At 65.2% G+C, this 26,657-nt stretch carries 24 protein-coding genes; 8 read left to right on the top strand and 16 right to left on the bottom strand.

Annotated features, from left to right (window positions below; all coding sequences use genetic code 11):
- Positions 1-2: 2 nt before the first annotated feature.
- Together K6G35_RS15355 and K6G35_RS15350 are read right to left on the bottom strand one after the other, a co-directional pair.
- A complete protein-coding gene (locus tag K6G35_RS15355; RefSeq protein WP_008646482.1) occupies positions 3-422 on the bottom strand; it encodes a GNAT family acetyltransferase in 420 nt (139 codons plus the stop codon).
- Positions 423-547: 125 nt separating this feature from the next.
- Positions 548-4,141, bottom strand: coding sequence for an indolepyruvate ferredoxin oxidoreductase family protein (locus K6G35_RS15350; RefSeq protein ID WP_008646483.1), 3,594 nt, complete (start codon positions 4,139-4,141; stop codon positions 548-550).
- Between the two features lie 307 nt (positions 4,142-4,448).
- On the opposite strand from K6G35_RS15350, the gene K6G35_RS15345 reads away from it, so the two are divergent.
- Positions 4,449-5,735 (top strand): NYN domain-containing protein, encoded by a 1,287-nt coding sequence (locus tag K6G35_RS15345; protein WP_035884358.1) that lies wholly within the window; start codon positions 4,449-4,451, stop codon positions 5,733-5,735.
- A 134-nt stretch (positions 5,736-5,869) separates the two neighbouring features.
- On the opposite strand, the gene gspF is transcribed toward K6G35_RS15345, so the two are convergent.
- From gspF to gspG, 11 genes are all read right to left on the bottom strand, one after another.
- Positions 5,870-7,087 (bottom strand): type II secretion system inner membrane protein GspF, encoded by a 1,218-nt coding sequence (gene gspF / locus K6G35_RS15340; protein WP_035884357.1) that lies wholly within the window; start codon positions 7,085-7,087, stop codon positions 5,870-5,872.
- A 20-nt stretch (positions 7,088-7,107) separates the two neighbouring features.
- Entirely contained in the window at positions 7,108-8,583 is a 1,476-nt protein-coding gene (gspE, locus tag K6G35_RS15335; protein ID WP_008647880.1) for a type II secretion system ATPase GspE, read from the bottom strand.
- A gap of 77 nt (positions 8,584-8,660) precedes the next feature.
- The gene (gene gspD / locus K6G35_RS15330) at positions 8,661-11,009 is read right to left on the bottom strand and encodes a type II secretion system secretin GspD (RefSeq protein ID WP_035884356.1); all 2,349 of its coding nucleotides are present in this window, start codon (positions 11,007-11,009) and stop codon (positions 8,661-8,663) included.
- A gap of 34 nt (positions 11,010-11,043) precedes the next feature.
- Positions 11,044-11,850, bottom strand: coding sequence for a type II secretion system protein N (locus K6G35_RS15325; RefSeq protein WP_008647888.1), 807 nt, complete (start codon positions 11,848-11,850; stop codon positions 11,044-11,046).
- Positions 11,850-12,404, bottom strand: a complete 555-nt coding sequence (locus K6G35_RS15320; protein ID WP_008647890.1) for a type II secretion system protein M — start codon at positions 12,402-12,404, stop codon at positions 11,850-11,852. The genes K6G35_RS15325 and K6G35_RS15320 overlap by 1 nt, the downstream gene beginning before the upstream one ends.
- 8 nt (positions 12,405-12,412) lie before the next feature.
- The gene (gene gspL / locus K6G35_RS15315; protein WP_286882609.1) at positions 12,413-13,942 is read right to left on the bottom strand and encodes a type II secretion system protein GspL; all 1,530 of its coding nucleotides are present in this window, start codon (positions 13,940-13,942) and stop codon (positions 12,413-12,415) included.
- 231 nt (positions 13,943-14,173) lie between these two features.
- Positions 14,174-15,190, bottom strand: a complete 1,017-nt coding sequence (gspK, locus tag K6G35_RS15310) for a type II secretion system minor pseudopilin GspK (RefSeq protein WP_008647892.1) — start codon at positions 15,188-15,190, stop codon at positions 14,174-14,176.
- Positions 15,187-15,879 carry a PulJ/GspJ family protein gene (locus tag K6G35_RS15305; protein WP_008647893.1) on the bottom strand — a complete coding sequence of 231 codons (693 nt, stop codon included), beginning with the start codon at positions 15,877-15,879 and terminating at the stop codon, positions 15,187-15,189. The genes gspK and K6G35_RS15305 overlap by 4 nt, the downstream gene beginning before the upstream one ends.
- On the bottom strand, positions 15,869-16,273 hold the full coding sequence (gene gspI, locus K6G35_RS15300) for a type II secretion system minor pseudopilin GspI (RefSeq protein ID WP_008647894.1): 405 nt from the start codon (positions 16,271-16,273) through the stop codon (positions 15,869-15,871). The genes K6G35_RS15305 and gspI overlap by 11 nt, the downstream gene beginning before the upstream one ends.
- Positions 16,270-16,794 carry a prepilin-type N-terminal cleavage/methylation domain-containing protein gene (locus K6G35_RS15295; RefSeq protein ID WP_008647895.1) on the bottom strand — a complete coding sequence of 175 codons (525 nt, stop codon included), beginning with the start codon at positions 16,792-16,794 and terminating at the stop codon, positions 16,270-16,272. Before K6G35_RS15295 ends, gspI begins: the two co-directional genes overlap by 4 nt.
- Before the next feature lie 16 nt (positions 16,795-16,810).
- Complete coding sequence (gspG, locus tag K6G35_RS15290; RefSeq protein ID WP_008647896.1) at positions 16,811-17,275, bottom strand: type II secretion system major pseudopilin GspG; 465 nt, start codon at positions 17,273-17,275, stop codon at positions 16,811-16,813.
- Positions 17,276-17,468: 193 nt separating this feature from the next.
- Between gspG and K6G35_RS15285 the strand changes: the two genes are divergently transcribed.
- The 5 genes from K6G35_RS15285 (at position 17,469) to K6G35_RS15265 (ending at position 21,519) form a co-directional block, all read left to right on the top strand.
- Positions 17,469-17,921, top strand: a complete 453-nt coding sequence (locus K6G35_RS15285) for an RrF2 family transcriptional regulator (protein ID WP_024569529.1) — start codon at positions 17,469-17,471, stop codon at positions 17,919-17,921.
- A gap of 93 nt (positions 17,922-18,014) precedes the next feature.
- Positions 18,015-19,235: a globin domain-containing protein gene (locus K6G35_RS15280; protein WP_495675891.1), complete on the top strand. Its 1,221-nt coding sequence runs from the start codon at positions 18,015-18,017 to the stop codon at positions 19,233-19,235.
- A gap of 170 nt (positions 19,236-19,405) precedes the next feature.
- On the top strand, positions 19,406-20,020 hold the full coding sequence (locus tag K6G35_RS15275; protein WP_035884352.1) for a general secretion pathway protein: 615 nt from the start codon (positions 19,406-19,408) through the stop codon (positions 20,018-20,020).
- Between the two features lie 175 nt (positions 20,021-20,195).
- Entirely contained in the window at positions 20,196-20,795 is a 600-nt protein-coding gene (locus K6G35_RS15270; RefSeq protein ID WP_008647121.1) for an EF-hand domain-containing protein, read from the top strand.
- A 229-nt stretch (positions 20,796-21,024) separates the two neighbouring features.
- Complete coding sequence (locus K6G35_RS15265; RefSeq protein ID WP_008647119.1) at positions 21,025-21,519, top strand: Lrp/AsnC family transcriptional regulator; 495 nt, start codon at positions 21,025-21,027, stop codon at positions 21,517-21,519.
- 99 nt (positions 21,520-21,618) lie between these two features.
- Here the strand turns inward: K6G35_RS15265 and K6G35_RS15260 are convergent, their stop codons facing one another.
- Complete coding sequence (locus K6G35_RS15260; RefSeq protein WP_008647117.1) at positions 21,619-22,317, bottom strand: GNAT family N-acetyltransferase; 699 nt, start codon at positions 22,315-22,317, stop codon at positions 21,619-21,621.
- A 321-nt stretch (positions 22,318-22,638) separates the two neighbouring features.
- Between K6G35_RS15260 and kefF the strand changes: the two genes are divergently transcribed.
- Both kefF and kefC read left to right on the top strand, forming a co-directional pair.
- The gene (gene kefF / locus K6G35_RS15255) at positions 22,639-23,229 is read left to right on the top strand and encodes a glutathione-regulated potassium-efflux system oxidoreductase KefF (protein WP_495675890.1); all 591 of its coding nucleotides are present in this window, start codon (positions 22,639-22,641) and stop codon (positions 23,227-23,229) included.
- Positions 23,226-25,040: a glutathione-regulated potassium-efflux system protein KefC gene (kefC, locus tag K6G35_RS15250; RefSeq protein WP_008647114.1), complete on the top strand. Its 1,815-nt coding sequence runs from the start codon at positions 23,226-23,228 to the stop codon at positions 25,038-25,040. Before kefF ends, kefC begins: the two co-directional genes overlap by 4 nt.
- A gap of 25 nt (positions 25,041-25,065) precedes the next feature.
- On the opposite strand, the gene K6G35_RS15245 is transcribed toward kefC, so the two are convergent.
- Together K6G35_RS15245 and K6G35_RS15240 are read right to left on the bottom strand one after the other, a co-directional pair.
- Positions 25,066-25,686, bottom strand: a complete 621-nt coding sequence (locus tag K6G35_RS15245; RefSeq protein WP_008647112.1) for a TetR/AcrR family transcriptional regulator — start codon at positions 25,684-25,686, stop codon at positions 25,066-25,068.
- Between the two features lie 73 nt (positions 25,687-25,759).
- The gene (locus K6G35_RS15240) at positions 25,760-26,557 is read right to left on the bottom strand and encodes a DUF1835 domain-containing protein (protein ID WP_008647110.1); all 798 of its coding nucleotides are present in this window, start codon (positions 26,555-26,557) and stop codon (positions 25,760-25,762) included.
- Positions 26,558-26,657: the final 100 nt, after the last annotated feature.

The raw sequence follows: 26,657 nt of genomic DNA, 5'->3' as shown, positions 1-26,657 counted from the left end.
AATCATTGATCGGGGATCAGCCGCTTGCCCAGGCTGACCGCGGCGTCACGGGTGTAGCCAAGTTCGTTGTAGAACGCCAGCACGGCGTCGTTGCCTTCGCGCACCAGCAGGTTGATCTTCGGGCAGCCGCGCTCGATCAGCAGCGCCTCGGCGTGTGCCATCAGCATACGCCCATAGCCACGGCCCTGATGGGCGGGGTCCACGGCCAGGTAGTAGACCCAACCGCGATGCCCGTCGAACCCAACCATGGCCGACGCGCGCACATGTCCTTCCACATCGCCGATCAGGAACATCTCCGGCTGCTCGGTCATCTTGCGGGCGATGTCGCGGTGCGGATCGTTCCACGGGCGTGTCAGCCCGCAGGCTTTCCACAGGGCGATGACATCGGCTTCGTCGGTGGGGTTGTAGGGGCGGATTTGCATGGGAATGCCGGGAGTGTGTCGGCCTGCCAGTGTAGCGCCGGCCACGCTATGGCACGCCAAGACACGCCCCAGAAGCAAAAACGGCGCGGGATTCACTCCCGCGCCGCCGTTCTGCTCCGTCGCAATCAGGCTGCCTGCTGCCCCGCCTGCGGATTGCGGAACTGGGCGAGCAGCTTTTCCCACCGGCCGCGCGCCGCCTTGAGGTTGTTTTCCTTCACATGACCGAACCCGCGAATATCGTCGGGCAAGTTCGCCAGCGCCACTGCTGTATCGTGGTTGGCCGCGCTCAGACCCTTCGACAGCTCGTCGAGCAGCGAACGATACTCACCGATCAGCGCGCGTTCCGTGCGACGCTCCTCGGTCTTGCCGAAGATGTCGAGCGGTCCGCCGCGCAGGCCCTTGAGCCTGGCCAGCATACGGAACAGCGTCATGGTCGACGGGCCGAAGCGGCGCTTGACCAGATGACCCTTGTCATCGCGCTTGGCCGTGGTCGGCGGCGCGAGCCAGAAGTTCAGCTGATAGTCACGGCCCGGCTCGCCTTCGAACTGCGCGCGCAGCTTGTCCAGGAAGATGGGGTCGGTGTACAGGCGCGCGACTTCATACTCGTCCTTGTACGCCATCAGCTTGGCCAGGTTGCGTGCCGCGGCTTCCGTCAGCGGCAGCGGCTTGCCGGCGCCCACCAGCGCGCTTTCCACCGCGCGCACGCGATTCACCGCGTCGCGATACTGCTCGGCGTAGGCCGCGTTCTGGTACTTCGTCAGCAGGTCGACGCGATTGGCGATCAGCTTCTCCAGCAGCGCGCCCGACGACGTCGGCAGCTTCACAACATCCGCGCCTTCCGTCTGCGTCTTGAGCTTGCCGGTGAGCGACAGCACGTGATCGGGGTCGTGCGCCATGTGGCGGCCCCAGTCGAATGCGGCTTTGTTCTTGTCGACCGAGACACCGTTCAGTTCGATCGCACGCACCAGCGCTTCGAGCGATAGCGGAATCCAGCCCTTCTGCCACGCGTAGCCCAGCACCAGCGGGTTCGTGTAGATCGCGTCACCAAGCAGCGCCACGGCCAGCGCGCTGGCGTTGATGAAGTCGCAGGCTTCGCCGACCGCATTGCGGATGTCCTGCTCGGCGGACAGGCCCGGGAACTGCCACTTCGGGTCCTTGATGAACGCGGCGGTCGGGGTTTGCGCCGTGTTGACCACGGCACGCGTGCGGCCCGTCTGCGTCTTCGAGATGACCTCGTCGGTGGCCGACACGATGGCGTCGCAACCGATCACGAGGTCGGCCTCGCCCATCGCGATGCGCGTGGCGTGCAGGTCATCCGGCTTGGCCGCGATCTGCACATGCGACAGCACGGCGCCACCTTTCTGCGCCAGGCCGGCCATGTCGAGCACCGTCACCCCCTTGTTCTCCAGGTGCGCCGCCATGCCGAGCAGGCCGCCGATCGTCACCACGCCGGTACCGCCCACGCCGGTCACGAGGATGCCGTACGAACGGCGCATCGTCGGCAGCACGGGTTCGGGCAGCGCGGGCAGTCCGCCCATCGACATGCCGGTGGCCTGAGGCTTGCGCACCTGCGCGCCTTCGGCCGTGACGAAGCTCGGGCAGAAGCCGTTCACGCACGAGAAGTCCTTGTTGCACGACGACTGGTTAATCTGGCGCTTGGTGCCGAGTTCGGTCTCCAGCGGTTCCACCGAGAGGCAGTTCGACTTGACCGAGCAGTCGCCGCAGCCTTCGCACACGGCGTCGTTGATGAACGCGCGGCGTGCCGGATCGGGGAACGTGCCGCGCTTGCGGCGGCGACGCTTCTCCGTGGCGCAGGTCTGGTCGTAGATCAGGATCGTGCAGCCGGGCACCTCGCGCAGCTCGCGCTGGATGTTGTCGAGTTCCTCGCGTGGATGCACGGTCAGCCCCTCGGGCAGCTTGATCGCGCTGTTGTACTTCTCGGGCTGGTCCGTGACGATGACGATTTTCTTCGCGCCCTCGGCGGCCACCTGGAAAGCGATGTCCTGCACCGAAAGCTGACCGTCGACGGGTTGGCCGCCGGTCATCGCCACCGCGTCGTTGTAGAGGATCTTGTAGGTGATGTTCACACCGGCCGAGATCGACGCGCGGATCGCCAGCAGGCCGGAGTGGAAGTACGTGCCGTCGCCCAGGTTGGCGAACACGTGGTTGTCGCCGGCAAACGGCGCCTGGCCGATCCACGCCACGCCTTCGCCGCCCATCTGGCTGAACGTGCTGGTGTTGCGGTCCATCCAGACCGTCATGTAGTGGCAGCCGATGCCGGCCAGCGCGCGCGAACCCTCGGGCACGTTGGTCGACGTGTTGTGCGGACAGCCCGAGCAGAACCACGGCTTGCGCTCGGCGGTGACGCGCGGCGTGGCCAGCGCTTTTTCCTTCGCCTGGATCAGGGCCAGGCGCGCCTCGATGCGCGCGCGGATGTCGCTGGGCAGGTCGAACTTCTCGAGCCGCGTGGCGATGGCCTTGGCGATGATCGCCGGGGACAGCTCGTAGTGCGCCGGCAGCAGCCAGTTGTTCTGCGGGATCGACCATTCGCCGCCCGCGTTGTCCTTCTCGTCGAACTTGCCGTAGACCTTGGGACGCACGTCGTCGCGCCAGTTGTACAGCTCTTCCTTGAGCGCGTACTCCATGATCTGGCGCTTTTCTTCGACGACCAGAATTTCATGCAGGCCCTCGGCGAACGCACGCGCGCCATGCGCTTCGAGCGGCCACACGCAGCCCACCTTGTAGAGCCGGATGCCGATGCGGGCGCAGGTCTCGTCGTCCAGACCCAGGTCGGACAGTGCCTGGCGTGTGTCGAGATAGGCCTTGCCAGCGGTCATGATGCCGAAGCGAGCGTGCGGTGAATCGATCTCGATGCGATCGATCTTGTTGGCGCGCACATAGGCCAGCCCCGCATACCACTTGTAGTCGAGCAGGCGGGCTTCCTGTTCCAGCGGCGGGTCCGGCCAGCGGATATTCAGGCCGCCCTGGGGCAGCGCGAAGTCATCGGGCAGAACGATCTGCACGCGGTGCGGGTCGAGTTCGACCGATGCCGAAGATTCCACCACATCGGTCACGCACTTCATGGCCACCCATAGACCCGAGTAGCGGCTCATCGCCCAGCCATGCAGGCCGTAGTCCAGGTACTCCTGCACGTTCGACGGGTAGAGCACGGGCAGGCCGCAGGCCTTGAAGATGTGTTCGGACTGGTGCGCCAGCGTGGAGGACTTGGCCGAGTGATCGTCACCGGCCAGCACCAGCACGCCGCCGTGCCGGCTGGAGCCGGCCGAGTTGGCGTGCTTGAAGACGTCGCCGGTGCGGTCGACACCCGGACCCTTGCCGTACCACATGCCGAACACGCCATCGAACTTGGCGTCCGGATACATGTTGACCTGCTGCGATCCCCAAACGGAGGTGGCGGCAAGATCTTCGTTCAGGCCGGCCTGGAACACGACGTTGTGCGCCGCAAGGTGCTTCTTGGCTTTCCAGAGCGACTGGTCGAGCGCGCCGAGCGGGGAGCCGCGGTAGCCGGAGATGAAGCCTGCGGTATTCAGGCCGGAGGCGCGGTCGCGTTCCTGTTGCAGCATCGGAAGACGTACCAGTGCCTGCGTGCCGCTGATGTAGATGCGGCCACGTTCCAGCGTGTACTTGTCTTCGAGGGAAACGTTTTCGAGCGCGCGACGGATGGCGTCGCTGACCGGAGGGGTCAGTGGGGCATTCATTTGTGCTCCTCTAGGGGCATGCTGTCGGGATCACCGACACATCAGTTGTGGGCAGCCGTTCGCAGTCTCTTTTGGAGCCATTGGACGGCCGTGTCTCTGCGCGGCATGGTAGCACCGGCGTGCAGGCCGCGGTACCGTGCGATGCAGCATAAATCGCGCCCGGGACCCCCGTGATTTCCCGTATACGCATACGCCACACGTGTACACTGCGGTGCATCCAAACGGCGCACGCGCGAGCCACGATGTAGACCGCGCGCCACCACGGCGTATCCTGTCGTGGTGCAACCCGCCCCATCCAACTCCGACCATGACCAATACTCCTCGCCAGGGCGCGACCCTGGCCGTGCTGATCGATGCCGACAACGCGGCGCCCGCCATCGTCGAAGGCCTGCTGGCCGAAGTGGCCAAGTACGGCGTTGCCGCCGTCAAGCGTATCTACGGCGACTGGACGCGTCCTAACCTCTCGGGCTGGAAGGACCGCCTGCTGGCGCACTCGATCCAGCCGATCCAGCAGTTCCGCTACACCGTGGGCAAGAACGCCACCGACAGCGCGATGATCATCGACGCGATGGACCTGCTCTACACGGGCCGCTTCGACGGGTTCTGCATCGTCTCCAGCGATAGCGACTTCACCCGCCTGGCGTCGCGCATCCGCGAACAGGGCCTGACCGTCTACGGTTTCGGCGAACGCAAGACGCCGAAACCGTTCGTGACGGCGTGCGACAAGTTCATCTACTCCGATGTGCTGCGCGCGGAAGCCGATTCGGATTCCGACTCCGAGACCGGGAGCGCGCCGGCACGCAAGCGCACGACCCAGGAACTGCGCCAGGATTCGCGCCTGGTGCGGCTGCTGCAGAGCGCGTCGCAGGCCGTGTCCGACGAGGATGGCTGGTCCACGCTCGGTGGCATCGGCAACTACATCGCCAAGCAGGCCCCGGAATTCGATTCGCGTAACTATGGCTACGGCAAGCTTTCGGAGCTGGTGACAGCGACGAACCTGTTCGAGGTGGAAACGCGCAACGGCGGCAATAACAAGACCCTCTGGGTGCGGCTGAAGAAGCGCAACAAGGGTGAGGGTGGTGGGCAGCCGCAGCCGGCGCAACCGCAGCAGCAGGCGCAGTCGTCCCAGCCGTCCCAGTCGCAGCAGCCATCGCAGCAAGCCCAGCCACAGCAGCAGCGTCCGGCCCCGGCACCCGCACGACACGTGCCGCCAGCGCCCGAACCCGTGGCAGTCGTCGTACCGGCAACCGAGCCCGCTCGGGTGATGGAAGAGGAAGATGACGACGACGCAGCCGGTTCCGCCTCGACGCTGATTCAGGAGGCCGTGGAAGTCTCCGCCGAGAGGCCGAAGGCGGGCGGCAAGCGCTCCAAGCGTCCCGATGTCACGCTGAGCGATACCCCGTGGCCGATCGACCAGTCGGTGTTCTCGGCACCCGGCGCGACCGTGCTGTCGGCACAGGTAGACGTGCCCGAGGAGACGAAGGCGGAAGCGCCTGCGGAGGAAGCCAAGAAGCCGGCGAAGAAGAAGCCTGCGGCAAAGAAGGCCGCACCGCGCAAGCGCGCGCCGGCGAAGAAGGCGGCTGCGGCGGAGTAAGCGTCGTCGTGGTCTGAGGTCTCTGTCCTCTCCCGCACGCAGGAGAGGACGAGAACCTCGTGCAGATTCAGCGCAATCGGTTTGTTCCTCTCTCCCTTGTGCGGGAGAGCGTCAGCGCGTCAACAACTGACGCGCTATCTGACCAGCTGATTGATCTCGATGATCGGCATCAGCACGGCCAGCACGATCATCAGCACCACCACACCCATCGTCAGAATCAGCAGCGGCTCAAGCAGGCTGGTCAGGAACAGCGTGCGGCGCTCCAGTTCCTGGCCCTCGCCGGTGGCTGCGCGGTCGAGCATCGTCGGCAGGTTGCCGGTGGCCTCGCCGGACCGGATCAGGTGCACCAGCACCGGGGGAAACTGGTTCTGCGCAGCCAGCGCGCGCGCCAGCGATGCGCCTTCGCGCACACGCGTGGTGGCGTCCTCGACGTTGGCCTTGAGCGCCTGATTGGTCAGTGTTTCTCCGGCGGCCTGCAGGCTGCGCAGGATCGGCACGCCGGCCGATACGAGAATCGACAGCGTGCTGGCGAAGCGCGCCGTGTTGTACCCGCGAATCAGCTTGCCGACCAGCGGCGCGGTCAGTAGCCAGCGGTGCCATGCCAGACGAACGTCTGGCTGCTTCAGCAGGCTGCGAATGATTGCAGCGACCGCGGCGATGACACCCAGCGCGGCCCACCACCAGTTACGCACGAAATCCGACAGCGCCAGCATGATCACTGTCAGCGTGGGCAGCTTCTGCTTGGTATTGGCAAACACGCTGACCACCTGCGGCACCACATACGACAGCAGGAAGATCACGATCGCGAACGCCACCACCGTGACGATGGCCGGGTACGTGAATGCGAGCCGGATTTTCGAAGTCAGCGTGTTGCGCGTCTCGATGTAGGTGGCCAGCCGTTCGAGCACCATGCCGAGGTGGCCAGAATGTTCACCGGCTGAAACCAGCGCGCGGTAGATGTCCGGAAAGTCCTTGGGATGCTGGGCCAGCGCCACGGAGAGCGAGCTGCCGCCCATGACTTCGGCGCGGATGCCCGCAAGGAGCTCATGCACGTACTGGCGCTCGGCCTGGTCGGCAAGCGCGCCCAGGGCTTCGTCGAGCGGCAGGCCCGACACGATCAGGCTGGCGAGCTGGCGCGTGAACAGCGCCTGCTCCTGCGTCGACAGCCGGCGCACGAACGCGCTGCTGCCGCTGCGCTTGGCCAGCCCCGCGCCGGCCAGCGGGTCAACGATGATCGGCGTCAGCCCGCGAGCGCGAAGCTGCGCGCGCGCCTGCTTTGGACTGTCGGCCTCGATGACGCCGCGATCTGCACGGCCGGCGGCGTCGGCGGCTTCATAGCGATAGGCGGGCATGCTGCGCGGGCTCCTTCGCTCTAGTCGCGCGACACGCGCAGCACTTCTTCAAGCGAAGTGGCGCCGCTGTCGATCCAGCGCTGCGCATCACCGCGCATCGTGTGCATGCCCTTGGCCAGCGCCCGCTGCTTGATCTCGGACTCGGCCTGCTGGCGGTGGATCATCGTCTGGATTTCGGCATCGACAGTCAGCAGTTCATACACACCCATACGGCCCTGATAGCCGGAATTTCCGCACTTGTCGCAACCAACCGGGTGCCATACGCGCTGCAGTGGCTTGCCGTCGGCATGAAGCGTCTCGGATTCGCCCGGTGTGACTTCGATGACTTCCTCGCGCTTGCAGTGCGGGCAGAGACGGCGCACCAGTCGCTGCGCCAGTACGCCGATCAGCGACGACGAAAGCAGGAACGGCTCGATGCCCATGTCGACCAGACGGGTCACGGCCGAGGCCGAATCGTTGGTGTGCAGCGTGGCCAGCACGAGGTGGCCGGTCAGCGATGCCTGCACCGCGATCTGTGCGGTTTCGAGGTCGCGGATTTCACCGATCATGACCACGTCCGGGTCCTGACGCAGAATCGCGCGCAGGGCCTTGGCAAAGGTCATGTCGATGCGCGCGTTGACCTGCGTCTGGCCGATGCCGTCGAGATCGTATTCGATCGGATCCTCGACGGTCATGATGTTGGTCGTATGGGAGTCCAGCCGCGATAGCGCCGCGTACAGCGTCGTGGTCTTGCCCGAACCCGTGGGTCCGGTCACCAGCACAATGCCGTGCGGCTGGCGAATCAGGTCATCGAAGCTGGCCAGCGTCGAGCGAGCCATACCGAGCTTGGCCAGATCGAGGCGGCCCGCTTCCTTGTCGAGCAGACGCAGCACCGCGCGCTCGCCGTGTCCGGTCGGCAGCGTGGATACGCGCACGTCCACCGGTCGTCCGCCCACGCGCAGCGTGATGCGGCCATCCTGCGGCAACCGTTTCTCGGCGATGTCGAGCTGCGCCATGATCTTGATCCGCGAGATCAGGGCGCCATGCAGCGCCTTCTTCGGACGCACCACGTCGCGCAGCGTGCCATCCACGCGGAAACGCACGACCGACGACGACTCGAACGGCTCGATGTGGATATCGGAGGCCTGCTCGCGCGCGGCCTGCGTCAGCAGCGCATTGATCATGCGGATGATTGGCGCATCGTCCTCGGACTCGAGCAGGTCTTCCACGGCCGGGATGTCCTGCATCAGGCGCGACAGATCGACTTCGCCTTCCACCTCGCCCACCACCTGCGCGGCGGTGCCGTCCTGGCGGTTATAGGCATCGGACATCGCAGCCTCGAGTTCGGCCTGTTCCAGCACGCGCAGATGCAACGCGCCGTGCACGCGCGCCACCTCGGCCAGCGCGGCCGGAGAGGTCTTGCGGCTGACCCAGACTTCGAGTCCGTCGGGGCGCTGGTGCGCGATCAGCAGCGGCGCTTCGCGCGAGAACGTGTACGAGACCAGCCGCGCCGCCATCGGCGACGGGGCTTCGAGTGGCGTTTCTGTCGCGGCGGGTGCCGTCACTGGCGTATCGGTTGCCATGATGTTCAACCTTACGCGCCCTGGCCGGAAGTGGTCTGCGAGAGCGGCCGCTGCACCGGCTGCGGCACGGTCTGCGGCGCGGGTGCGGACGTCGACGGTTGTCCCGGCGCAAGGGGCACCGGGCCGGGCACCGGACCGTTGTAGCGCGGGTCGACGAACGGCGCGGTCGGCGCATCGGCCGGCGGCAGCACCGGTGTGTTCAGCTCGCGGACCACCATGTTCGGCGAGACGAAGTTCTGCTGCTGGCCGCGGATGAAGTCGTAGCGATCCTGTGTCAGGCGATCCGTGGCGGTGGTGGTGCGCATCACGTAGGGGCGCAGGAACACCAGCAGATTGGTCTTCGAACGGGTCTTGTTCTCGTAGCGGAACAACGAGCCGAGGTAGGGGATGTCACCGAGCAGCGGCACCTTCTGAACGTTGTCGCCGTAGTTGTCCTCGATCAGGCCGCCCAGCACGATGATCTGGCCATCGTCCACCAGCACATTGGTTTCGATCGATCGCACGTTCGTGGTGGGGCCCTGCGGGTTGGTGAGCGTACCGGGCGCCACTTGCGAAGACTCCTGGTAGATCTGCATCTTGACCAGGCCGCCTTCGGAAATCTGTGGGCGCACGCGCAGTGTGATGCCGACATCCTTGCGGTCGTACGTCTGGAACGGCGTCACCGAGGCCGAACTGCCAGTCTGCGCGTACGATCCGGTGGTGATCGGAATGTTCTGGCCGATGAGGATCTTCGCTTCCTCGTTCTCGAGCGTGATCAGGTTCGGCGTGGACAGCAGGTTCACGCTTGTGTTCTGTCCCAGTGCGTGGAGCAGCGCGCCCAGGCCAATGGCCTTGTTGATCACCCCAAGATTCAGGCCGCCCACATCGGGCACGAGACCACTGATGGCCGCGAGGCCGGCGGTCTTGTTCTGGTTGTAGAGCGCCGCAGCCGCAGTCAGGTTGATGATGTTCTGGCCGCCAGCACCGAAGTTGGTCCCAGCGAAGCCGACGGTGCTGCCGCCCGAATTGATCAGCCCCTGCCACTGGATGCCAAGCTGGCTGTCCAGCGTGCCGCTGACTTCCACGATCATCGATTCGATGTAGACCTGCGCGCGCCGTGCGTCGAGGTCGTCGATCACGCCGCGCAGATTGCGGTACACCGGCTCGCTGGCGGTAATGATCAGCGAGTTTGTCGACGGGTCGGCCTGGACGATGCCGCCCGTGGTCGGCTGCTGGTTGACCGCGAACGATGCGGAAAACGCATTGCTGCCGCCGCTGCCGAAGCTGCTGCCGGAACCACTGCGGTTGTAGTTGCCGGTATTGCCACCGGTGTACTGGCCGCTTTGCGGCAATGAGGTGGATTGCATTGCGGCGCCGCCCGTCGCACCGCCACCGGGTTGCGTCGAGCTGGAGAAGCTGCTGTCCGCCGCGACGATGGCCCGCAGCGTGGCCGCAAGCTTCACGGCGTCGGCATTCCTGAGCGGCACCACCCAGATGTTGCCCGGGCGCGCGAACGGCTGGTCGATCTTCTCGATGAGCTGGCGTGCCTGCTGCACGCGCGCGCGGCTGGAAGCGCGGATCATCAGCGAGTTGCTGCGCGGCTCCGCCACGACGGTCGTGCGCAGGCTCGCGTCGCCCGCGCCGGCGCCACCTGCGGCGGCGGTCGGGTCGAGCAGTTTCTGAAGGACCACTGCCGCATCGCTGGCGATCGCGTTTTTGAGCGGAATCAGTTCCACTTCGCCGGAGGCGGGTGCATCCACCGCGGCGATGATCCGTGCCAGACGGCGCAGATTGTCCGCGTAATCGGTGATGACCAGCGTGTTGTTGGCCGGGTAAGCGGTGATCGTGTTGTTCGGCGCGATCATCGGCCGCAGCACCGGCACCAGGTTGTTGGCCGATTCGTAGTTCAGGCGGAAGACCTGCGTCACGACCTGATCGCCACGGTTGCTGCTGGGACCGACCACCGTGGGCGAGCCCTGCAGTTTGGCATCGGCTTCGGGCACGACCTTGGTAAAGCCGTTGGACTCGACCATCGCGTAACCCTGCATCCGCAGTACGGAACCGAGCGTTTCCAGCGCTTGCGCGCGCGAGACCGGCTGCTCCGTGACCAGATTCACGGTGCCCTTCACGCGCGGATCGATCACGAAGTTCTTGCCGGTGGCCTGACCGACCGCCTTCACCACTGATTCCAGATCGGCGTTGACGAAGTTCAGCACCACCTGGTCACGATTGCTGCGCGAGCCGATGTCGTTCGGTTGCGGTGGCTGCTGGGATGGCTGGGCCCAGAGCGGGGCGGGTGCCAGCAGCGACAGGCCACACAGCAGGACGACGGCGCGGGCGCAGGCGGTACGAAAGACGGGTTGGTTGGCTCGGGTTTTCATCATCGATTCAAGGCGCGCTGCCGAGGACGGGGCCTCAGTAGCGCAGCCTGGTCACATTGTTCTCATGTCGTCCCAGCAGGCTCATCAGGCCTGCCAGCTGGGTGGCCGCTTCGGGGTCGGTATGTGCCGTGCCATCGAAGCGTGCCTGCCGGCCGATCGTGCCGCTGCCCTCCAGGTACAGCGGCCCGGCCGTGGTTTTCAGTTGCAGCGTGCCGTCCGCGCCGGCCAGCTCGACCTCCGCGCGGTAGCTGCCCAACGGGCGCAACCGGCTTACTGCGGCGGACATCTGCTCGAGTTGCATCGTCAGGTGCCCGTACTTCTGGTTGCCGGCGAACTTGCCTTGCAGCGCCGACCAGTCGATACGCATCATGCCGTCGGGACGCAGCGTATTGAAAGGCGCGCCGATGCCCTCGAGCAGTGACGCCGGCAGGCGGATGCTGCCCGGCGTCACGGTCCAGCCCGACGGCGTGACGGCTACCGTCGTCGGCGCGCCCATCGCCTCGCTGTGCGAGACGGTCACGCGGGCCGTGCCCGTGAGCAATGGCCAGAATGCCACGTCCCAGTTCAGGCGCCCCGGCAGTACCGTGGCGGTCTGGCTACCCGTGCCCGCTGACAGCGCCAGCGTGGCGCTGCCGTGCCAGATCGTGCCCGCCGCGTCGGCCAGCAGCACCCGGCGTTGCGTCTCGCCGGCGATGCGTTCGGCCAGCCACGTGGCCGGCATCGACACCAGTACGGTGACGCCGACAGTGGCGACGCAGAGCAACGTCCAGCGCACGCGCCTCCAGCCACGTGACGCGCGGATGCGCCGTCGCGGCAGACGCAGGGCTTCGAGCCGCGCCATCACCGGCCGCCGGTGCCAGGGCCCTGCAGCGTCGCGGTCATGTTGACCAACGCCGTGGCGCCCACATAGCTGATACGTGTATCGGTGACCTTCAGCCGTTGTTGTAGCCGTACGTCCTGCAGCCAACCGGCCACGGACCCGAACGGAACCTTGTCCAACTGTATCTGGACGGCGTTGTCGCCGGTTGTCATCAGGCGCGTGGCCTTCAGCCCGTGCTGCACCAGGCTGTCCTGCAGCGCCTGGGTCAGTGCGTCGCCACGCAGTGACGGGGCACGATTCGCGGACAGGCCGCGTGCTTCCTGCGCCAACGTTTCCATCTCGGCCAGATCCGCACGCAGCACCGGCAGGTTTCGCGTCAGCCGCGCTCCCTCGACCGCGGCCGGCTCCCACAGCAGCAGGTAGCCGAAGACCAGCACGAGCACCACCGCGCCACCGCCGAGGATGGCCTGCTCGCGCGGATTGCGTGCGGTCCAGAATACGTCGAACTGCTCGCGCCACCGATCGGGGACGCGCGGTTTGAAGCGGGCGAGGCGCGTGGCCATGCTGGTTGACATGCCTGATCTCATGATGCCGTCCCGCCTTCCGCCTTCACGGTCCAGTGCGAACCGGTCGGCGTCGGGGCGCCCCCGCTGCGGCTCGCCGCATCGGGCGGGCTTCTGTCTTCATCCATCTGCAGACCGACCTGACGCACGGCGTTCTGCAGTGCGGAGGTGTTGGTGCGGGGCTTGAGCGTCACGTAGAGCGTTGCGGCGCGGTATTCGAGCTGGAGCAGCGCATCGGGCGGCAGATCGCGCGCGGCGCGCGCAAAGCCGTCGGCGAGCGGCAGGAAATCGTTGGGTGTGCTGCGACCGCTGGCCGTGCGCAATTGCTCCACCTGGCGGCGCATCAGCAGTATGGGCTCGGCTACTGGCGGCACGTTCGGGAATGCTGTGTGCAGCAGATCGACCTGAGCCGCCTCCAGACGCTTGGCTTCCTTGCGAAGCGCCAGCCATTGCGCGTTCATGCCGACGATCTGCACGAGCAGGAGCGCGACGACCAGCAGGGCCGGCCAGCGCCATGCGCGCACGTTCCAGCGGTCCATGCGTCCCTGGGCGAACTCGAACTGCGCCAGATCGAGCTGAGGCTGCTGCAGGCATTCCTCGACGCCAGCCAGCCAGATGCGCCAAGTCTCGGAGGCACGCGATGCGTGCATCGGCGGACGCTTGCCTTGTAGCGCCGGTACTGGCGCGTTTGCCAGGGCAGCGCTGTCGCCATGCCATTGGCCGGCCGGCGCCAGGAGCTGCCATGTCGACAGCGCCCGATCATCGAGCAGCAGACCGTAGCCCTCGTACGGGCCGGTACGCACGGTCAATTGCCACAGTCGCGACAGTTCGCCCGGCGCGGGTGCCGCGGTGTCGAGCAACAGCGCCGATTGCGCGAGCGTCGAGGTGGCGCCTTCCACGACCAGCGTGGCGGGTTGTTCGAGACTGGTACCGGCTGTGCCCGCTTCTGTTGGCGCCGACTGCCCAGCAGCACGGGCCGGAGATGCGGGACCATCCGCGGTGGCCAACGCCGGTTCCGGCTCTGGCGCGGGTTCGGGGGCCGTGACCGGGGCAGCGAGCGGCAGGCAAAGCTGGGCGGCCACCACATGGCGGCGGCGATGCTTGTGTTCTGCGAACTGGTCGAGCGCGGCGCGCATCCAGGCACGGTCAGTCACCATCAGCAGGCGGCGGCGTGGGCCACGCGCTGAACCGGCGCCATCGAAGGCCGGCCCCAGGGCGATGTGGCACGGCGCGGCGTCGGTGGCCAGCACGTCCTCGACGAGGTTCGGGAGCGCGAGGCGCATCCGTACTGGCGGCAGAGGCGGGACCATTGCCGCCGTCAGCAGGACATCGCTGGCGGCCACGATCAGCACCAGGCGGTCTGCCGGCGGCATCTCTGACGGCACGGCGTGGCCTTCGCGCAACAGCTCGGGTGCCTGTTCGGCCGCCTGACGGCGATGCTTGTCCCCTACGGGCGTGCGTACCAGCGCAAATGGCATGGCGCCGAACTGCCACGGTTGCGGCTGATCGTGCGGCCGATGCGGCAGGCGGACGTAGAGGGTGGTACTCAAAATTTCCCTGTAATCAGTGGAAAAGTCGCGCGGAAGTCGCCCGACAGGGGCGTCCGGGCGACGCAAATCGTTGCGGGGGATAGCCTGGAGTAGCGGCAGACAGCCGCCCAGGTTCGGCGCAGCAGCATACCTTGCCTGTGTGACTAACTCGCGTCAATAGCGTCCCATCCCAATTTGCAGGCGGCAGAATCTAACTCTGTCGCAGGACAAGACCGGATGCGCGTCGGCCAGTTAGTTCGACGGGGGCATGGCATCGGCATCACGCGACCAGACGACGCGGGTCGTATTGCCGCTGCCCTGCACGTTCTGGCGCTCGACCAGCGATACCTTGAGGCGGCGCGCCCGATCGTGCCGCACCAGACCGTAGATCAGGAAGTAGCGCGAGCTCACGTCGAGCGTGTTGGCGGTGATTACCGCCTTTGGTGCAATCGTCTGCAACTGTGTCGTGATGTCGCCAGTGTTGTTGAAATAGGCGCGATCGCGCTGGCGGACAAGCTCGCGCGCGCGGTCCAGCGGCAGCTTGTCGATCACGGCGGCCAGCACCTCCGCGTCCGCGGTATTGGCGTTGACCGTGGTGCGTTCGGGCAGCACCGTCACGAACGGCTCGAGCGTGTCGATCATCTCCGGGGTGAAGCCCGGAATCGCCAGCAGGCTTTGCACGCTGTCTGGCGGCCTCGGCACGGGTTGCCCGTCGCCCGATCCACCCTTGGCCGCGCGTAGGACATATTGCGCGGTGGTCTCCGCCAGCGCAGCGTTCATGCCGAGCGTTTGAAGCAGGCGTCCGAATGCCTGCATCGATGCAGGGTCGATGGAGATCGTGAGACCGGATTCGCCGGACGTCGACTGATAGAGGTTGGTCAGATTGAAACGTGCCTGGGCGTCCAGGATGCGGCCCGAGAGGAACGACGTTTCTCCGGCCTGATCGGTGCGAAGCCCGGCACCGAGAAAATCGGACAGGCGTGTTTCGGCCACTGGGACCGACCACGGCTCGCCGAGGTAGTCGACGTTTGAGCGGCGCTGGTCGTCGCGCAGGATCAGGCGTGCCCAGTCCACCGCGGCGCGTTCGATCCACTGAGCCTGCGCCATCAGCCGCTGATTCTCGATCGAGCGGATCTGCACCTGCTGGCGCCAGAGCATGCCGGAGACCACCACCACGGCCAGCGTCACGATCAGCAGCGCTGTGACGACAGCGGCGCCACGCTGGCGGGATCGCATGAAGGAGGAGGGGGTGTGATGGCGCGCGGTCATAGGCCCGTCGTGCAGATCTTCTGGAACTGGCGGGGTACGTCGCCGTCGCCCATGCGGGCCAGGACCGTCAGTTCGACCGCACGGATCGCCACGGTCTTCGCCACGAGGTCGAGGCCGGCCTGCGCATCGCTGGCGCCGACTGCCGCCGCAGCGCTGCCTTGCTGCAGCGCGGCCCGTATGCGCCCGGTGTCCGTTAGCCAACCGGACGGCTCCACCCAGACCCGTGCGGAAAGCTGCTCGGCGTCGGGCAGCAGCGGACGTAGCTGGACACCTGTCGTGGCAGCCGTCTGACGCATCGACTGGATGGCGTTCTGGACCTCGTTGCGCGACATCGCCGGGCGGCTGGCCGCGCGGACGATCGTGTTGCCGTCCAGGCGATAGGACACGACCTGCCAGGCCGGCGGCGAGCCGGCATCGCGTCGATCGCGCACCATCAGTATCTGATTCTGGGCGAGTTCCACCGGGCTGGCCTGCAGCAGCGCAGGCAGGGTCAGGTGCTCGCAGTCGGACTGGAACTGGCCATAGAGCACCTTGAGCGTATCGAGCCGCTTGTCGTGATCGACCAGGCGTTCACGGGAGCGCGTCATCGAATCGAGCGCGCGCCACCCGATCACGGCCATCACGGCCAGCAGCGTGATCGCCACCAGCATCTCGAGCAGCGTGAAGCCGCGGCCGCGGTCAGAGGACATTGCGCGTTTCATTCGGAACCAGCGTGACGAGCCAGGCCAGCCGCACGGACTTGTTGGTGGCCGAAGGGAAAACGGAGATCTCGACGCGCCGGAAGGAGGGATTCGGCGTGCTCGTGACGGATTCCTCGCACCAGAGCGCGGCGCCGCCCTGAGGGCAGTCGTAGCCGCGCGTGCCGGGCTCGGGCCAGGTCTTCGAGAGTCGCAATGTGGCGAGGTGGTTCTCGGCACTGAACTCGGCCAGCATGCGCTGCTGGAGCGAGATGCTCGACTCGGTCATCGAACCCATCGCACGCATGGCGGCGGTCAGGGCCACCGCGAGGATCGTCAGCGCGACCAGTACCTCGATCAGCGTGAAGCCTTCGCGGCGATGCTGACGAATGCGACGCGCGCTCATTGCAGGACCGTGGCCACGTAGCGGCCGCTGCCATCGCCGGTCACGTCGACGCGGATGGCGCCGCTCGTGAGGATCAGGCGCTGCGGTTCGTCGATCAGTTCGCGACCAAAGACCAGTCGGACCGGGCCGGTACCCAGGCGGCGCCCGCCTTCGGCGATGACGGCGCCATCCAGGCGTACTCGCCATTGACCAGGCGCGAAGACATCGGTCCGCATCGGCACCCAGCCCTGCGGCGTGGATTCGAGAAAGCGCCAACCCCCGGCATCACCCTCCCAGGCGATCGGGCGGGCGCCAAGCTGGGCGTCTTCCTGGGCGAGTTCGAAGAGGCGGGCGATGCGCTGGCCGTCGTCGAGCACGCGCCCGCGTTCGTTGGGCGATGCATTGACGGCCACCAGCGAGATAACGATGCCGGCGATCACCATGACCACCAGCAGTTCGAGCAGCGTGAAGCCGGGAACCCGGCGACACGTCCGGCGACAAGGAGCGAGTGCGGTCAGGCCGCGTGGTGTCGCCGGGTGCATGGATCAGAGAGGGCGCTTATTCCCAGTTGCCGATGTCGGCGTCGTTGCCGGTGCCGCCGGGCTGGCCATCGGCACCGAAGCTGAACACGTCGATCTCACCGCGTACGCCGGGGTTCAGATACTGGTACGGATGACCCCACGGGTCCTTTGGCAGTTTTTCCAGGTAACCACCGCCCTTCCAGTTGTTGGGAACGGGCTCGATGGTCGGCTTGGCCACCAGTGCCGCCAGACCCTGTTCGGTGGTCGGGTAGCGGCCGTTGTCGAGGCGGTAAAGCTTCAGCGCCTGCATGACCGACGAGATGTCCTGACGCGCCGCGACGATGCGTGCCTCATCGGGGCGGCTCATGATTTTCGGCACCACCAGGGCCGCGAGCACCCCCAGGATCACGATCACCACCATGATTTCGATCAGGGTGAAGCCGCGCGCGCGACGGCGTTGGCTGGGGAGTCGGATATCGGGCTGGGTGGCGAATCTGCGCATCGTGTGTAGTGCCTTGGACTTGTATGTCGGGAGAGAGCCGCGCCGAGGCAAGCAGCGCGGCGGATATGATCGGAAAGTATAACCGCCGCCGCATGACTGTTTAATGTGCCGAGGCAGATCCGGTTGTGCACGATGCTGCATTGCATCAAAAATCTTGCATTGGCGATGCACGTTATCTATGATTCCAGTCACGATGCAACTGACCCGATTCTCCGACTACGCGCTGCGCCTGCTGATGTATGTATCACGCGGCGACGGCAGCCGGCCAATCACGATTGCCGAGGTTGGCCAGCAATTCGACATCTCGCATAACCACCTCGTGAAGGTGGCTGCGCGGTTGTCAAAGCTCGGCTGGATTTCGGCAACGCGCGGGCGCCACGGTGGCCTGCAACTCGGCCCGGGAGCGGAGAAACTGTCCGTCGGTGCGATCCTGCGCGAACTCGAAGGCCGCAAGGCCATCATCGACTGCGCCGATCCGCCATGTGCCTTGAATGGCAACTGCCGTTTGAAACGGGCACTCGATGACGCCGAAGAGGCGTTCTATCGCGCGCTGGATGGTGTGACCCTGGCCGATGTGTCAGGTAGCCGCACAGCCGAATCGATCATCAGCCTGCATCGAGATTTCCTGAGCCGGCACGTGGCATAAGGATTCGGGGGACCGCCCCGACCCATGTCGTCTGCCGGCTTTATTGTGCGCAAAAACATGCATTTTATATGCATGATTCAAGGAGTTTTGCTGATGTTGTCCGCTGCTTCCCGCCCCTATATCGATGCCAGCGTCCCCGTGCTGCGTGAGCACGGTCTTGCGATCACGACACATTTCTACCGAGAGATGTTCGCGGCGCGCCCCGAACTGAAGCGCATTTTCAACATGGGCAATCAGGCCAATGGCTCGCAGCAGCAATCGCTGGCCTCGGCAGTGTTCGCCTATGCGGCCAACATCGATCGTGCCGACGTGCTTGCGCCAGTGGTAGAACGTATCGTCCACAAGCATGTGGCGGTCGGTCTGACGCCGGCCCACTATCCGATTGTCGGCAAATATCTGCTGGAAGCCATTGCCGCCGTGCTGGGCGACGCCGCCACGCCGCCGCTGCTGGCCGCCTGGGACGAAGCCTACTGGCTGCTGGCCGGCGAACTGATTGCCGCCGAGGCCCGGCTCTATGAACGCCATGGCGTGGCGGCAGGTGAACTTCTGCGCGTGCGCGTGGTGAACCGCGAGCAGGAGGGGGATCAGGTGGTGGCGTTGACGCTGGCCGCCGAAGACGGCTCGCCGCTGCGTGACTTCGCGCCGGGTCAGTACATCAGCGTCGAGGCATCGTTTGCCGATGGACGCCGTCAACTGCGCCAGTACTCGCTTTCGGGCGAGCGCGACCTCCCGACGTGGCGTATCTCGGTGAAGCGCGAAGATGGCTCCAGCGACGCGCCGGCGGGGACGGTATCGAACTGGCTGCATGAGAACGCCCAAGTTGGCACGACGCTGCACGTGAGCACCCCTTGGGGCGATTTCGCGCCAGAACTCGGTAGCCGACAGCCGATCGTGCTGATGTCGGCAGGCATCGGCGTGACGCCGATGGTCTCGGTGCTCCGCACGCTCGCACACGAAAATCCGCATCGCCAGGTGCTGTTTGCCCATGCCACTCGTCATGGCCGTCAGCACGCGCATCGTCGGGACGTGGCATGGGCGCGCGAGCGGATGCCCAATCTGCGTACTCATGTCAGCTATGAAACGCCGCAGTCGGTGGATGCCTCGGGGCGCGACTACGACCACGCCGGCACGATGCCGGTCGAGGCCCTGCTGAAGTCCGGTGACAACGCCGCGTTCAATGACGCCCGTTTCTACCTGTGTGGCCCGCTTGGCTTCATGCAGGAGCAGCGTCGCGCGCTGATTGCCTCGGGCATTCCAGTCGGACACATTCATCGCGAAGTGTTCGGGCCCGACCTGCTCGACGATATCCTTTGATCGCCGTCGCATTCTTCGAATCTGCCTGCTGATATTGCGTCAGTTGGCAGACGACAGGTGACATGTGGGTCTGGTACGCTAGGCGGTCTCCCTATTCGAGCCGCCCGGCGTATCGATCTGTGTCAACCCTGCTTCGGCCTGCCCTCCGTTTCGACCCGTCCGCCGCCTGGATGCCCCGCTTGGCCGGCCTGGCGCTGTTTGTCGCGCTGTGCGCGCTGGTGACCCATTGGGTCCTGGTATTCAGCGCAATGCGGACGATCCCCGTACCAACATCCGCGCGTATCGCCCAGACCGAGCCAGTCGAGACCGGAGCGGTGGCGACGCTATTCGGCGGCAGCGCCCAGTCAGGCGTTCGCGATGTGCAACTGATCGGCGTCGTGGCGGATCTGGACGGCGTAGGCCCTGCGGCGGCAATTCTGTCGCTTGATGGCGGGCCGCCCAAGGCTGTGCGCGTCGGCGCATCGCTGTCTGCGCAGATTCGTTTGACGGAAATCCACAGCCGCAACATCGTGATCGAACGCAACGGCGTGCGGCAGGAGATTGCATTGCCGGTGCAGAACACACCGACAGCGGGTCGGCCGGCCAACCTCGGCGCAGCGCCGCCCGCGGGTGCCGGTGCACCGCTATCGACACCGATGCCGGCCCCGGTCGCCCCGCCGCCCGTGGTCAGCGCGCCGGCCCAGCCACAGGAGTTCACCGCATCCCCGGCACAGCCGGTGCCACCGCCGCCTCAACACGCGCCTGCGCAAGGCCCGGTTGGCGAGAGCCTGGGCGCGAAGGACTAAGCTTGTCGGATGCAAATACGTTTCAGAGTATTGCGTACTGTTTGAGTATCTTGCGTCTGTTTACGGCAGTCGTCCGTTCTGTGAGCCCCGTAACATCGTATTAAAAGCGCCAAACTTGCGTGGTTGTCTGGGTTCTAATCCGTACATGCCCAACGTGATGAAAAGGAGCACAGACATGCAACGCAATCACAAGACGCACGCACTCAAGCAGTTCATCGCGGCTTCGGCCGTATTCCTAGTCGCCGGTGGCGCCTTTGCCCAGACCGCAGCGCCTGCGCCGTCCGACGGCCCGCAAGGCATGCCCATGCACCGCATGGGTGGCCCGGGCGAGCATCGCGGCGGAGACTGGCTGATGAAGCTGGCCGATACGGACAAGGACGGCACGATCTCGAAGGCCGAGTTCGATGCGCTGTTCAACAAGATCGATACGAACCACGACGGCAAGCTCGACAAGTCCGAGCTGGCGGCCTTTCACAAGGCAATGTGGGAGCAGCGTCGCGCCGAGATGAAGGCTGATTTCGAGGCCAAGTTCAAGGCCGCTGACAAGAACAACGACGGTGCGCTGACCCGCGACGAGTTCAAGGCGGCCTTCCCGCGCATGGCAAACCGTTTCGATCGGATTGATGCCAATCACGATGGCAAGGTGACGATGGCCGAGATGGAAGCCAGCATGCAGAAGATGCACAAGGAACGTATGGACCGGATGGAGCGCCGCGGCCCTGGCGGTCCGGGCGCCGCGCCGGCGCCTGCAATGCCTTCGAGCGGCGGCAACTAAGCCAACTTTCACCGGCAGACGAGCGCGACCTTCGGGTCGCGCTTTTTTTTTCGTGGTCGAGCCTCATGAAAGATCATGGCACCATCCTTGCCTGTGCAATCTAGTGCATTTCATCGGCGTATTTGGCCCGTGATAGCGGGTATCGCATCAAAAAAATTGCGCATTTGTGCACGACTTGTTAAATTTGCGCAAAAAAATTGCCGACAAACATATTGCGGAGCAACAAAACGTGAGCAAGGTGGAGCTGGACAAGATCGACCGAAAGATCCTGGAAGTCCTGCAGACCAATGGAAGGCTGACGAACCTGGAAGTGGCGGAGCGCGTGAATCTGTCGCCAAGCCCTTGTCTGCGTCGCATCCGTCGTCTGGAGGAGATTGGCGTCATTCGCCAGTATGCAGCGCTGCTGGAGCCCAACAAGATCGGGCTGGGCCTGCTCGCCTATATCAACGTCAGGCTGGAAAAGCAGGGGGGCACCCCGAAAGGCAAGGCGCCGCTAGACCTCTTCCGGGCGGCCATCCAGACGTGGCCCGAAGTCGCGGCCTGCCATGCCATGACCGGCGAGATGGACCTGCTGCTCAAGGTATATGTCGAGGACATGGAACACTTTGCCCGCTTCATGCAGGAGCAACTGCTTGCGCATCCTTCCGTGATCGACGTGCGTTCGAGCTTCGCGCTCGAATCGATCAAGGACACCACGGCGCTGCCAGTGGCTGGCAACGCCTGATCGGCTGGCTGAACGCCATGCCAATGCAAACGGCGCACCGCCAGGGTGCGCCGTTTGCATTTCCGGGCTAGCGTGTTGGGCGTGCTAGCGCAGAGTGTGTCAGACCGTGTGTTTCTGCGGCACTAGCGAACGCCAGAAGCGCAGGCCGAAGCGGCGGGCATCGCGCAGATTGCGACGCATCATGTAGTCGAGGTCGGCAACCTGCTCATCAAGCGCTTCAGTCAGACGACTCACGGTGTCGGCCGGTGTCAGTTCCAGGTACGCATCGGCTTCACCGTACGCATACTGCACCTTCATGCCGGCCTTCTTGGCGATGTGCATCATCGCCGCGTTGCGCGACAGGCAGTGCATGTAAAGGGTACGCACGCTGGTATTGCGCCCGTGGATCGCGGCCCGCTCGAACAGCGCGCTACCGATACCGCGGCCACGCGCGCTCTTGGAGACCGACACGCCAAATTCGGCGACGCGGCCCTGCGCGTTGTCGCGCAGGTTGGCGAAGTGGCCCACGCCGATCAGTTCCAGGTTCTCGTCGTAGACGCCGAACACGCTGTCGTGGTCGAAGTCGATGCTGTCGACGTATGCCTCGACCACGTGATCACCCACCGACTGGCCAAAACGGAGCAGGCGATCCTCCTCACCCAGGGCGAGGAAATGCTTGAGCAGGCGCGAGCGGTGATGGGCGGCCAGTTCACGAACCAGAACGGTGTGACGTTGGGCTGCCTGGCTTGCTGCGGCTGCACGGCGGAGATCTTCGTCGGTTACGGCTCCGACGGCCTTGCTCAGTTCGAGCGGGTTCACTTTTGTTTCCTTCTTCAGTGATCGGTATAAAAATAACACCGTCGCGGTGGATGCCTGTGCACTTTCGTGTCACGATGCACCGGATCCGGGCAAACACTAGGTTGCTGCGACGCGAAAACTATTGTAGTGGAATTGTCAGTCTCGCGTAAGCTATCCTGCGCCGCAACACACCCAGAAAAGTGTGATATTTCGAAAAATTGAGCCAAATCAACGGTTTGGCTGCGCGATCCTGGCGTCACCAGGGGGCGTGTTGTGGATTTGCTGCAACGCCGCATTCTCCTGCTGCCGGCCACTCGCTGGACCCGTTCGTACCCAGACACCATGACCGAGCCCCCCGTAGTTGTGATCTTCGCGCATCCTTCGCCCCGGCGTTCACGCGTCAACCGTCCCCTTGCTGAAGCGCTGGCGGCGTTGCCCCATGTGGAAGTGCGCGAGTTGTACCGGCTCTACGTCGACTACGACATCGATGTCGTTGCCGAGCAACGCTTGCTGTCCACCGCCGAGACCCTGGTCCTGCAGTTTCCCGTGCGCTGGTACAGCGTGCCCGCGCTTCTCAAGCTGTGGCTGGATGATGTGCTCGAAAGCGGCTGGGCCTTTGGCCCCGGCGGCACGGCGCTGCGTGGCAAGTCGATGCTGGCTGTGGTCAGCACCGGTGGTCATGCCGATGCCTATGGCCCGGAGGGCACCCATGGCCATCCAATCGCCGATTTCCTGCTGCCGCTCGAACAGACCGCGCTGTTGTGCGGCATGACCTGGCTGCCGCCGGTGGTGCTGCATGACGCCGACAACGCCGATAGCGATGCCGTGGCGCTCCATATCGAGCATGTGGCGCGTCATCTGCCGGCGCTACCGCTACCCCCTGAGACGCAACAGTGGACCGATACGGAGCTGGGCGGGGAGGACGCGCCATGAACCAGCATGATTTCATGATTGCGCTGGTCGTCTTCCTGGTGGCGGCGGTGGTGGCCGTGCCGCTGGCGAGGCGATTCGGGCTTGGCGCCGTGCTCGGGTATCTGCTGGCGGGTGCGGCAATCGGACCCTTCGCGCTGAGGCTGGTGACCAACGTCGAGTCGATTCTCCATTTCTCGGAGTTCGGCGTTGTCCTGATGATGTTCGTGATCGGCCTCGAACTCGAGCCACGCAAGCTGAAGAACCTGCGCAAGACGATCTTTGGCTATGGCACGGCTCAGATGGCAGCGTGTGCGCTGGTAGTCGGGGGAGCGGCCGCATTGCTGGGCGCGTCGTGGCAGGTCGCGATCGTCGCCGGTCTGGGGCTCGCGCTGTCGTCTACCGCCATTGCCTTTGCTACCCTGGCCGAGCGGAATCTGATGGGCACGCCCGCTGGTGCGGCCAGCTTCGGCATTCTGCTGTTCCAGGATATCGCTGCGATCCCGATGATCGCGCTGCTGCCCTTGCTGGCGATCGACGCCGCCGAGATTGCGCCCCATGGCCCGCCGCACTGGCAAACGGTGGCCAGGGCGGTGGCGGTGCTCGGCATCGTGGTGGTCGGTGGCCGGTACCTCGTGCGGCCCGCATTGCGGTTCATCGCGCGCACGGACATGCGCGAGATGTTCACCGCCTTTGCGCTGCTGCTGGTGGTTGGCATCGCGCTGATGATGGAAGCGGTGGGCGTGTCGATGGCGCTTGGCACATTCGTCGCCGGCGTGCTGCTGGCGGATTCCGAGTACAAACACGCGCTGGAAGCCGACATTGAGCCATTCAAGGGGTTGCTGCTCGGCCTGTTCTTCATGGCCGTCGGCATGTCGATCGACTTCGGCGTGCTCGCCCAGGCGCCGTGGAAGGTACTGGGGCTGGTTGCTGGATTCGTACTGGTCAAGACACTGGTGCTGGCGGTGCTCGCGCCCCGGTTCGGGATTGCGCGAGGCCAGTGGTTGCTGTTCGGGCTCTTGATCTCGCAAGGCGGCGAGTTCGCGTTCGTGGTGTTTTCGGTGGCCGACAATGTCGGCCTGCTGACCGAGCATATGCACGCGCTGCTGGTCCTGATCGTGGCGCTGTCGATGGTGGCCACGCCGCTCTTGCTGCTTGTCTTCGATCAGCTGATCGCGCCGCGCCTGCACATCCTGATGCGGAAGCCCGACGATGTGATCCCGCCGCAGCACAACCCGGTAATCATCGCGGGTTTCGGGCGGTATGGTCAGATCATTGGTCGCTTGCTCTATGCGCAGGGCATCGGTGTGACCGTGCTCGACCATGATCCGGACCAGATCGAGTTCCTGCGCCAGTACGGCTTCAAGATTTTCTACGGCGATGCCACGCGAGTGGACCTGCTCGAGGCAGCCGGCGTGGCGGAGGCGAAGATTCTGGTCGTGGCGATCGATGGCATGGAAGACAGCCTCGCCTTGATCGACCGCGTGCGTGAGCGCTGGCCGGAGTTGACGATCTGTGCCCGGGCACGCCATGTGTCGCACGTCTACCAGCTCAAGGACCGGGGTGTTGGCATCTACGAGCGTGAGATGTTCGAGGGGTCGCTGATGATGGGGCGCCGCGTGCTGGAAGGCCTCGGCTTCGATCCCGCGGAAGCACGCAACGTGGCGCTTCGGTTCCGCCGTCACAACATCCAGGGGATCGACCGGTTCTATCCGTACTACACAGACCAGAAGAAGCTGACGTCCCTGACCAAGCAGGCGCGAGACGAGCTCGAGGAAATGTTCCGGCAGGATCGCGAGCAGCGGCGCAAGCGCGAGGAGGCCGAGTGGTCCTGATGGCGGGCGCTGTCGCTGGGGCGCGTTATCCGGTGATGCCGGTCCCGCGCGGGGTCAGGCCGCCTTCGAGGAGGTCGACCACCATCTCCGCGAACTGGGCGTATGACAGCTTGCCGCCGGGCTTGAGCCACGTGAACGTCCAGTTGATCATGCCGAACACCGTCATGGTCAGCGCGGTCTGGTTCTCAGCCGTGACTCGGTCCGGATAGGCAAGGCGCAGCAGGCGAGTGAAAGCGGCCACCACGTCGCGCTCGCGCTTGAGGATCTGATCGCGCTGTTCTTCAGCCAGGAACTTCACGTCGTTGATCAGCGCGATATGGCGTGTCTGCGACGTTTCGTATTCGGCCAGGAAGGCGCGCAGCAAGTGCCCGAACGTCTCGCGGCTGTTCAGCCCGCGCCGAGCGCTATCCGCTTCCACCTCGCTGACGATCTGCATGAGCTGACACGTGTAGCGGTCCAGCAGGTCGAACAGGATCGCCTCCTTGCTCTCGTAGTAGTGGTACAGCCGGGCTTTCGACGTGCCGCACGCGGCGGCCAGATCGGCCATCGACGTGCTCGGGTAGCTGGTGGCCGCGAAGGCAGCCGCTGCCAGGTCAAGGATTTGTTCTCGTTGCGCCTCGAAATCGGGCGCTTTGGTTCTGGCCATATGGCTCCGAAATGTTCGCCGGGAGGGCGATCGGGGGTCGCTGGGGTTTGCTGGGTCGATTAAGAGACCGGGTTCACGCGTCGTCGTCGGCGAGGCTGTTGCGACGGAGCTCGCAGGTGTCGAGTGCCTCAGGGTTACCGCGCAGCACGAGCTGGCCGGTGCTGACCAGCTCACGGCAGCGCCAGAACACGAACCAGTCGCTGGCCAGCAGCCCTTCGATGGCCCCCATCACGCTGCCCACCACTTGGGCGGCCGGTGTCCACTCGGCAGGGGCTCGCTCCAGGATCACGTCGTCGACGGTGTGGTAGGCCGCTGGCACCAGCGTGTTGCCTTTCCACAGCCGCACGTCGGCATTCTCCTTGACGTTCTGCTGCCACTCGTAGCCCAGCCGGCCCAGGCGCAGCACCGAGACCGGCGCGATGGTCGAGAACCGGCGCGCCAGCCTTGCGGCCGAATACATGCCGATGGCGGTCAGGCTGCCATGCGTGGGCGTTTCCAGCTCGCGCAGGTCCATCGCCACCTCGTTGATCCGCTGCGGCGTCTGATAGAGATGAAAGACCACGCGGCGCAACATCAACTGGTCTGACGCGCTCTGACCGTGCCAGATCGCCACCTCCATGTCGTCGCGGCGCAGGGCCTGGAACTGATCCAGCGCCTGGCGCATCTCGGCGGCGAAGTCGATATCGGAATGGGGCGCCACCCGCTGCCAGAAGCCGGAGCGGATCAGGCCGGTACTGTCGATATCGGCAATGGGGCCGACGGCGAGGTCGTCACGGAGGACGACAACCGGATCGGGACGGGCCGCCTGGGCCAGAGCCTGGCGCAGCGTGGTGCCCGCGACATCGCCGTTGACGACATGGATATATTGCATGACCGTGATTGTATAGGGTGCGACGGATCAAGCCTGTCCCCGCCATTGTAATCACGGCATGTGGTCAGTCGCGCATTGGCGGCACCCCGGCGTGTGGGAT

It is taken from the genome of Cupriavidus sp. HY129 (genome assembly GCF_059492215.1).
Note: the sequence above shows the minus strand (reverse complement) of the source record. Positions and strands in the feature narration are given on the sequence as shown.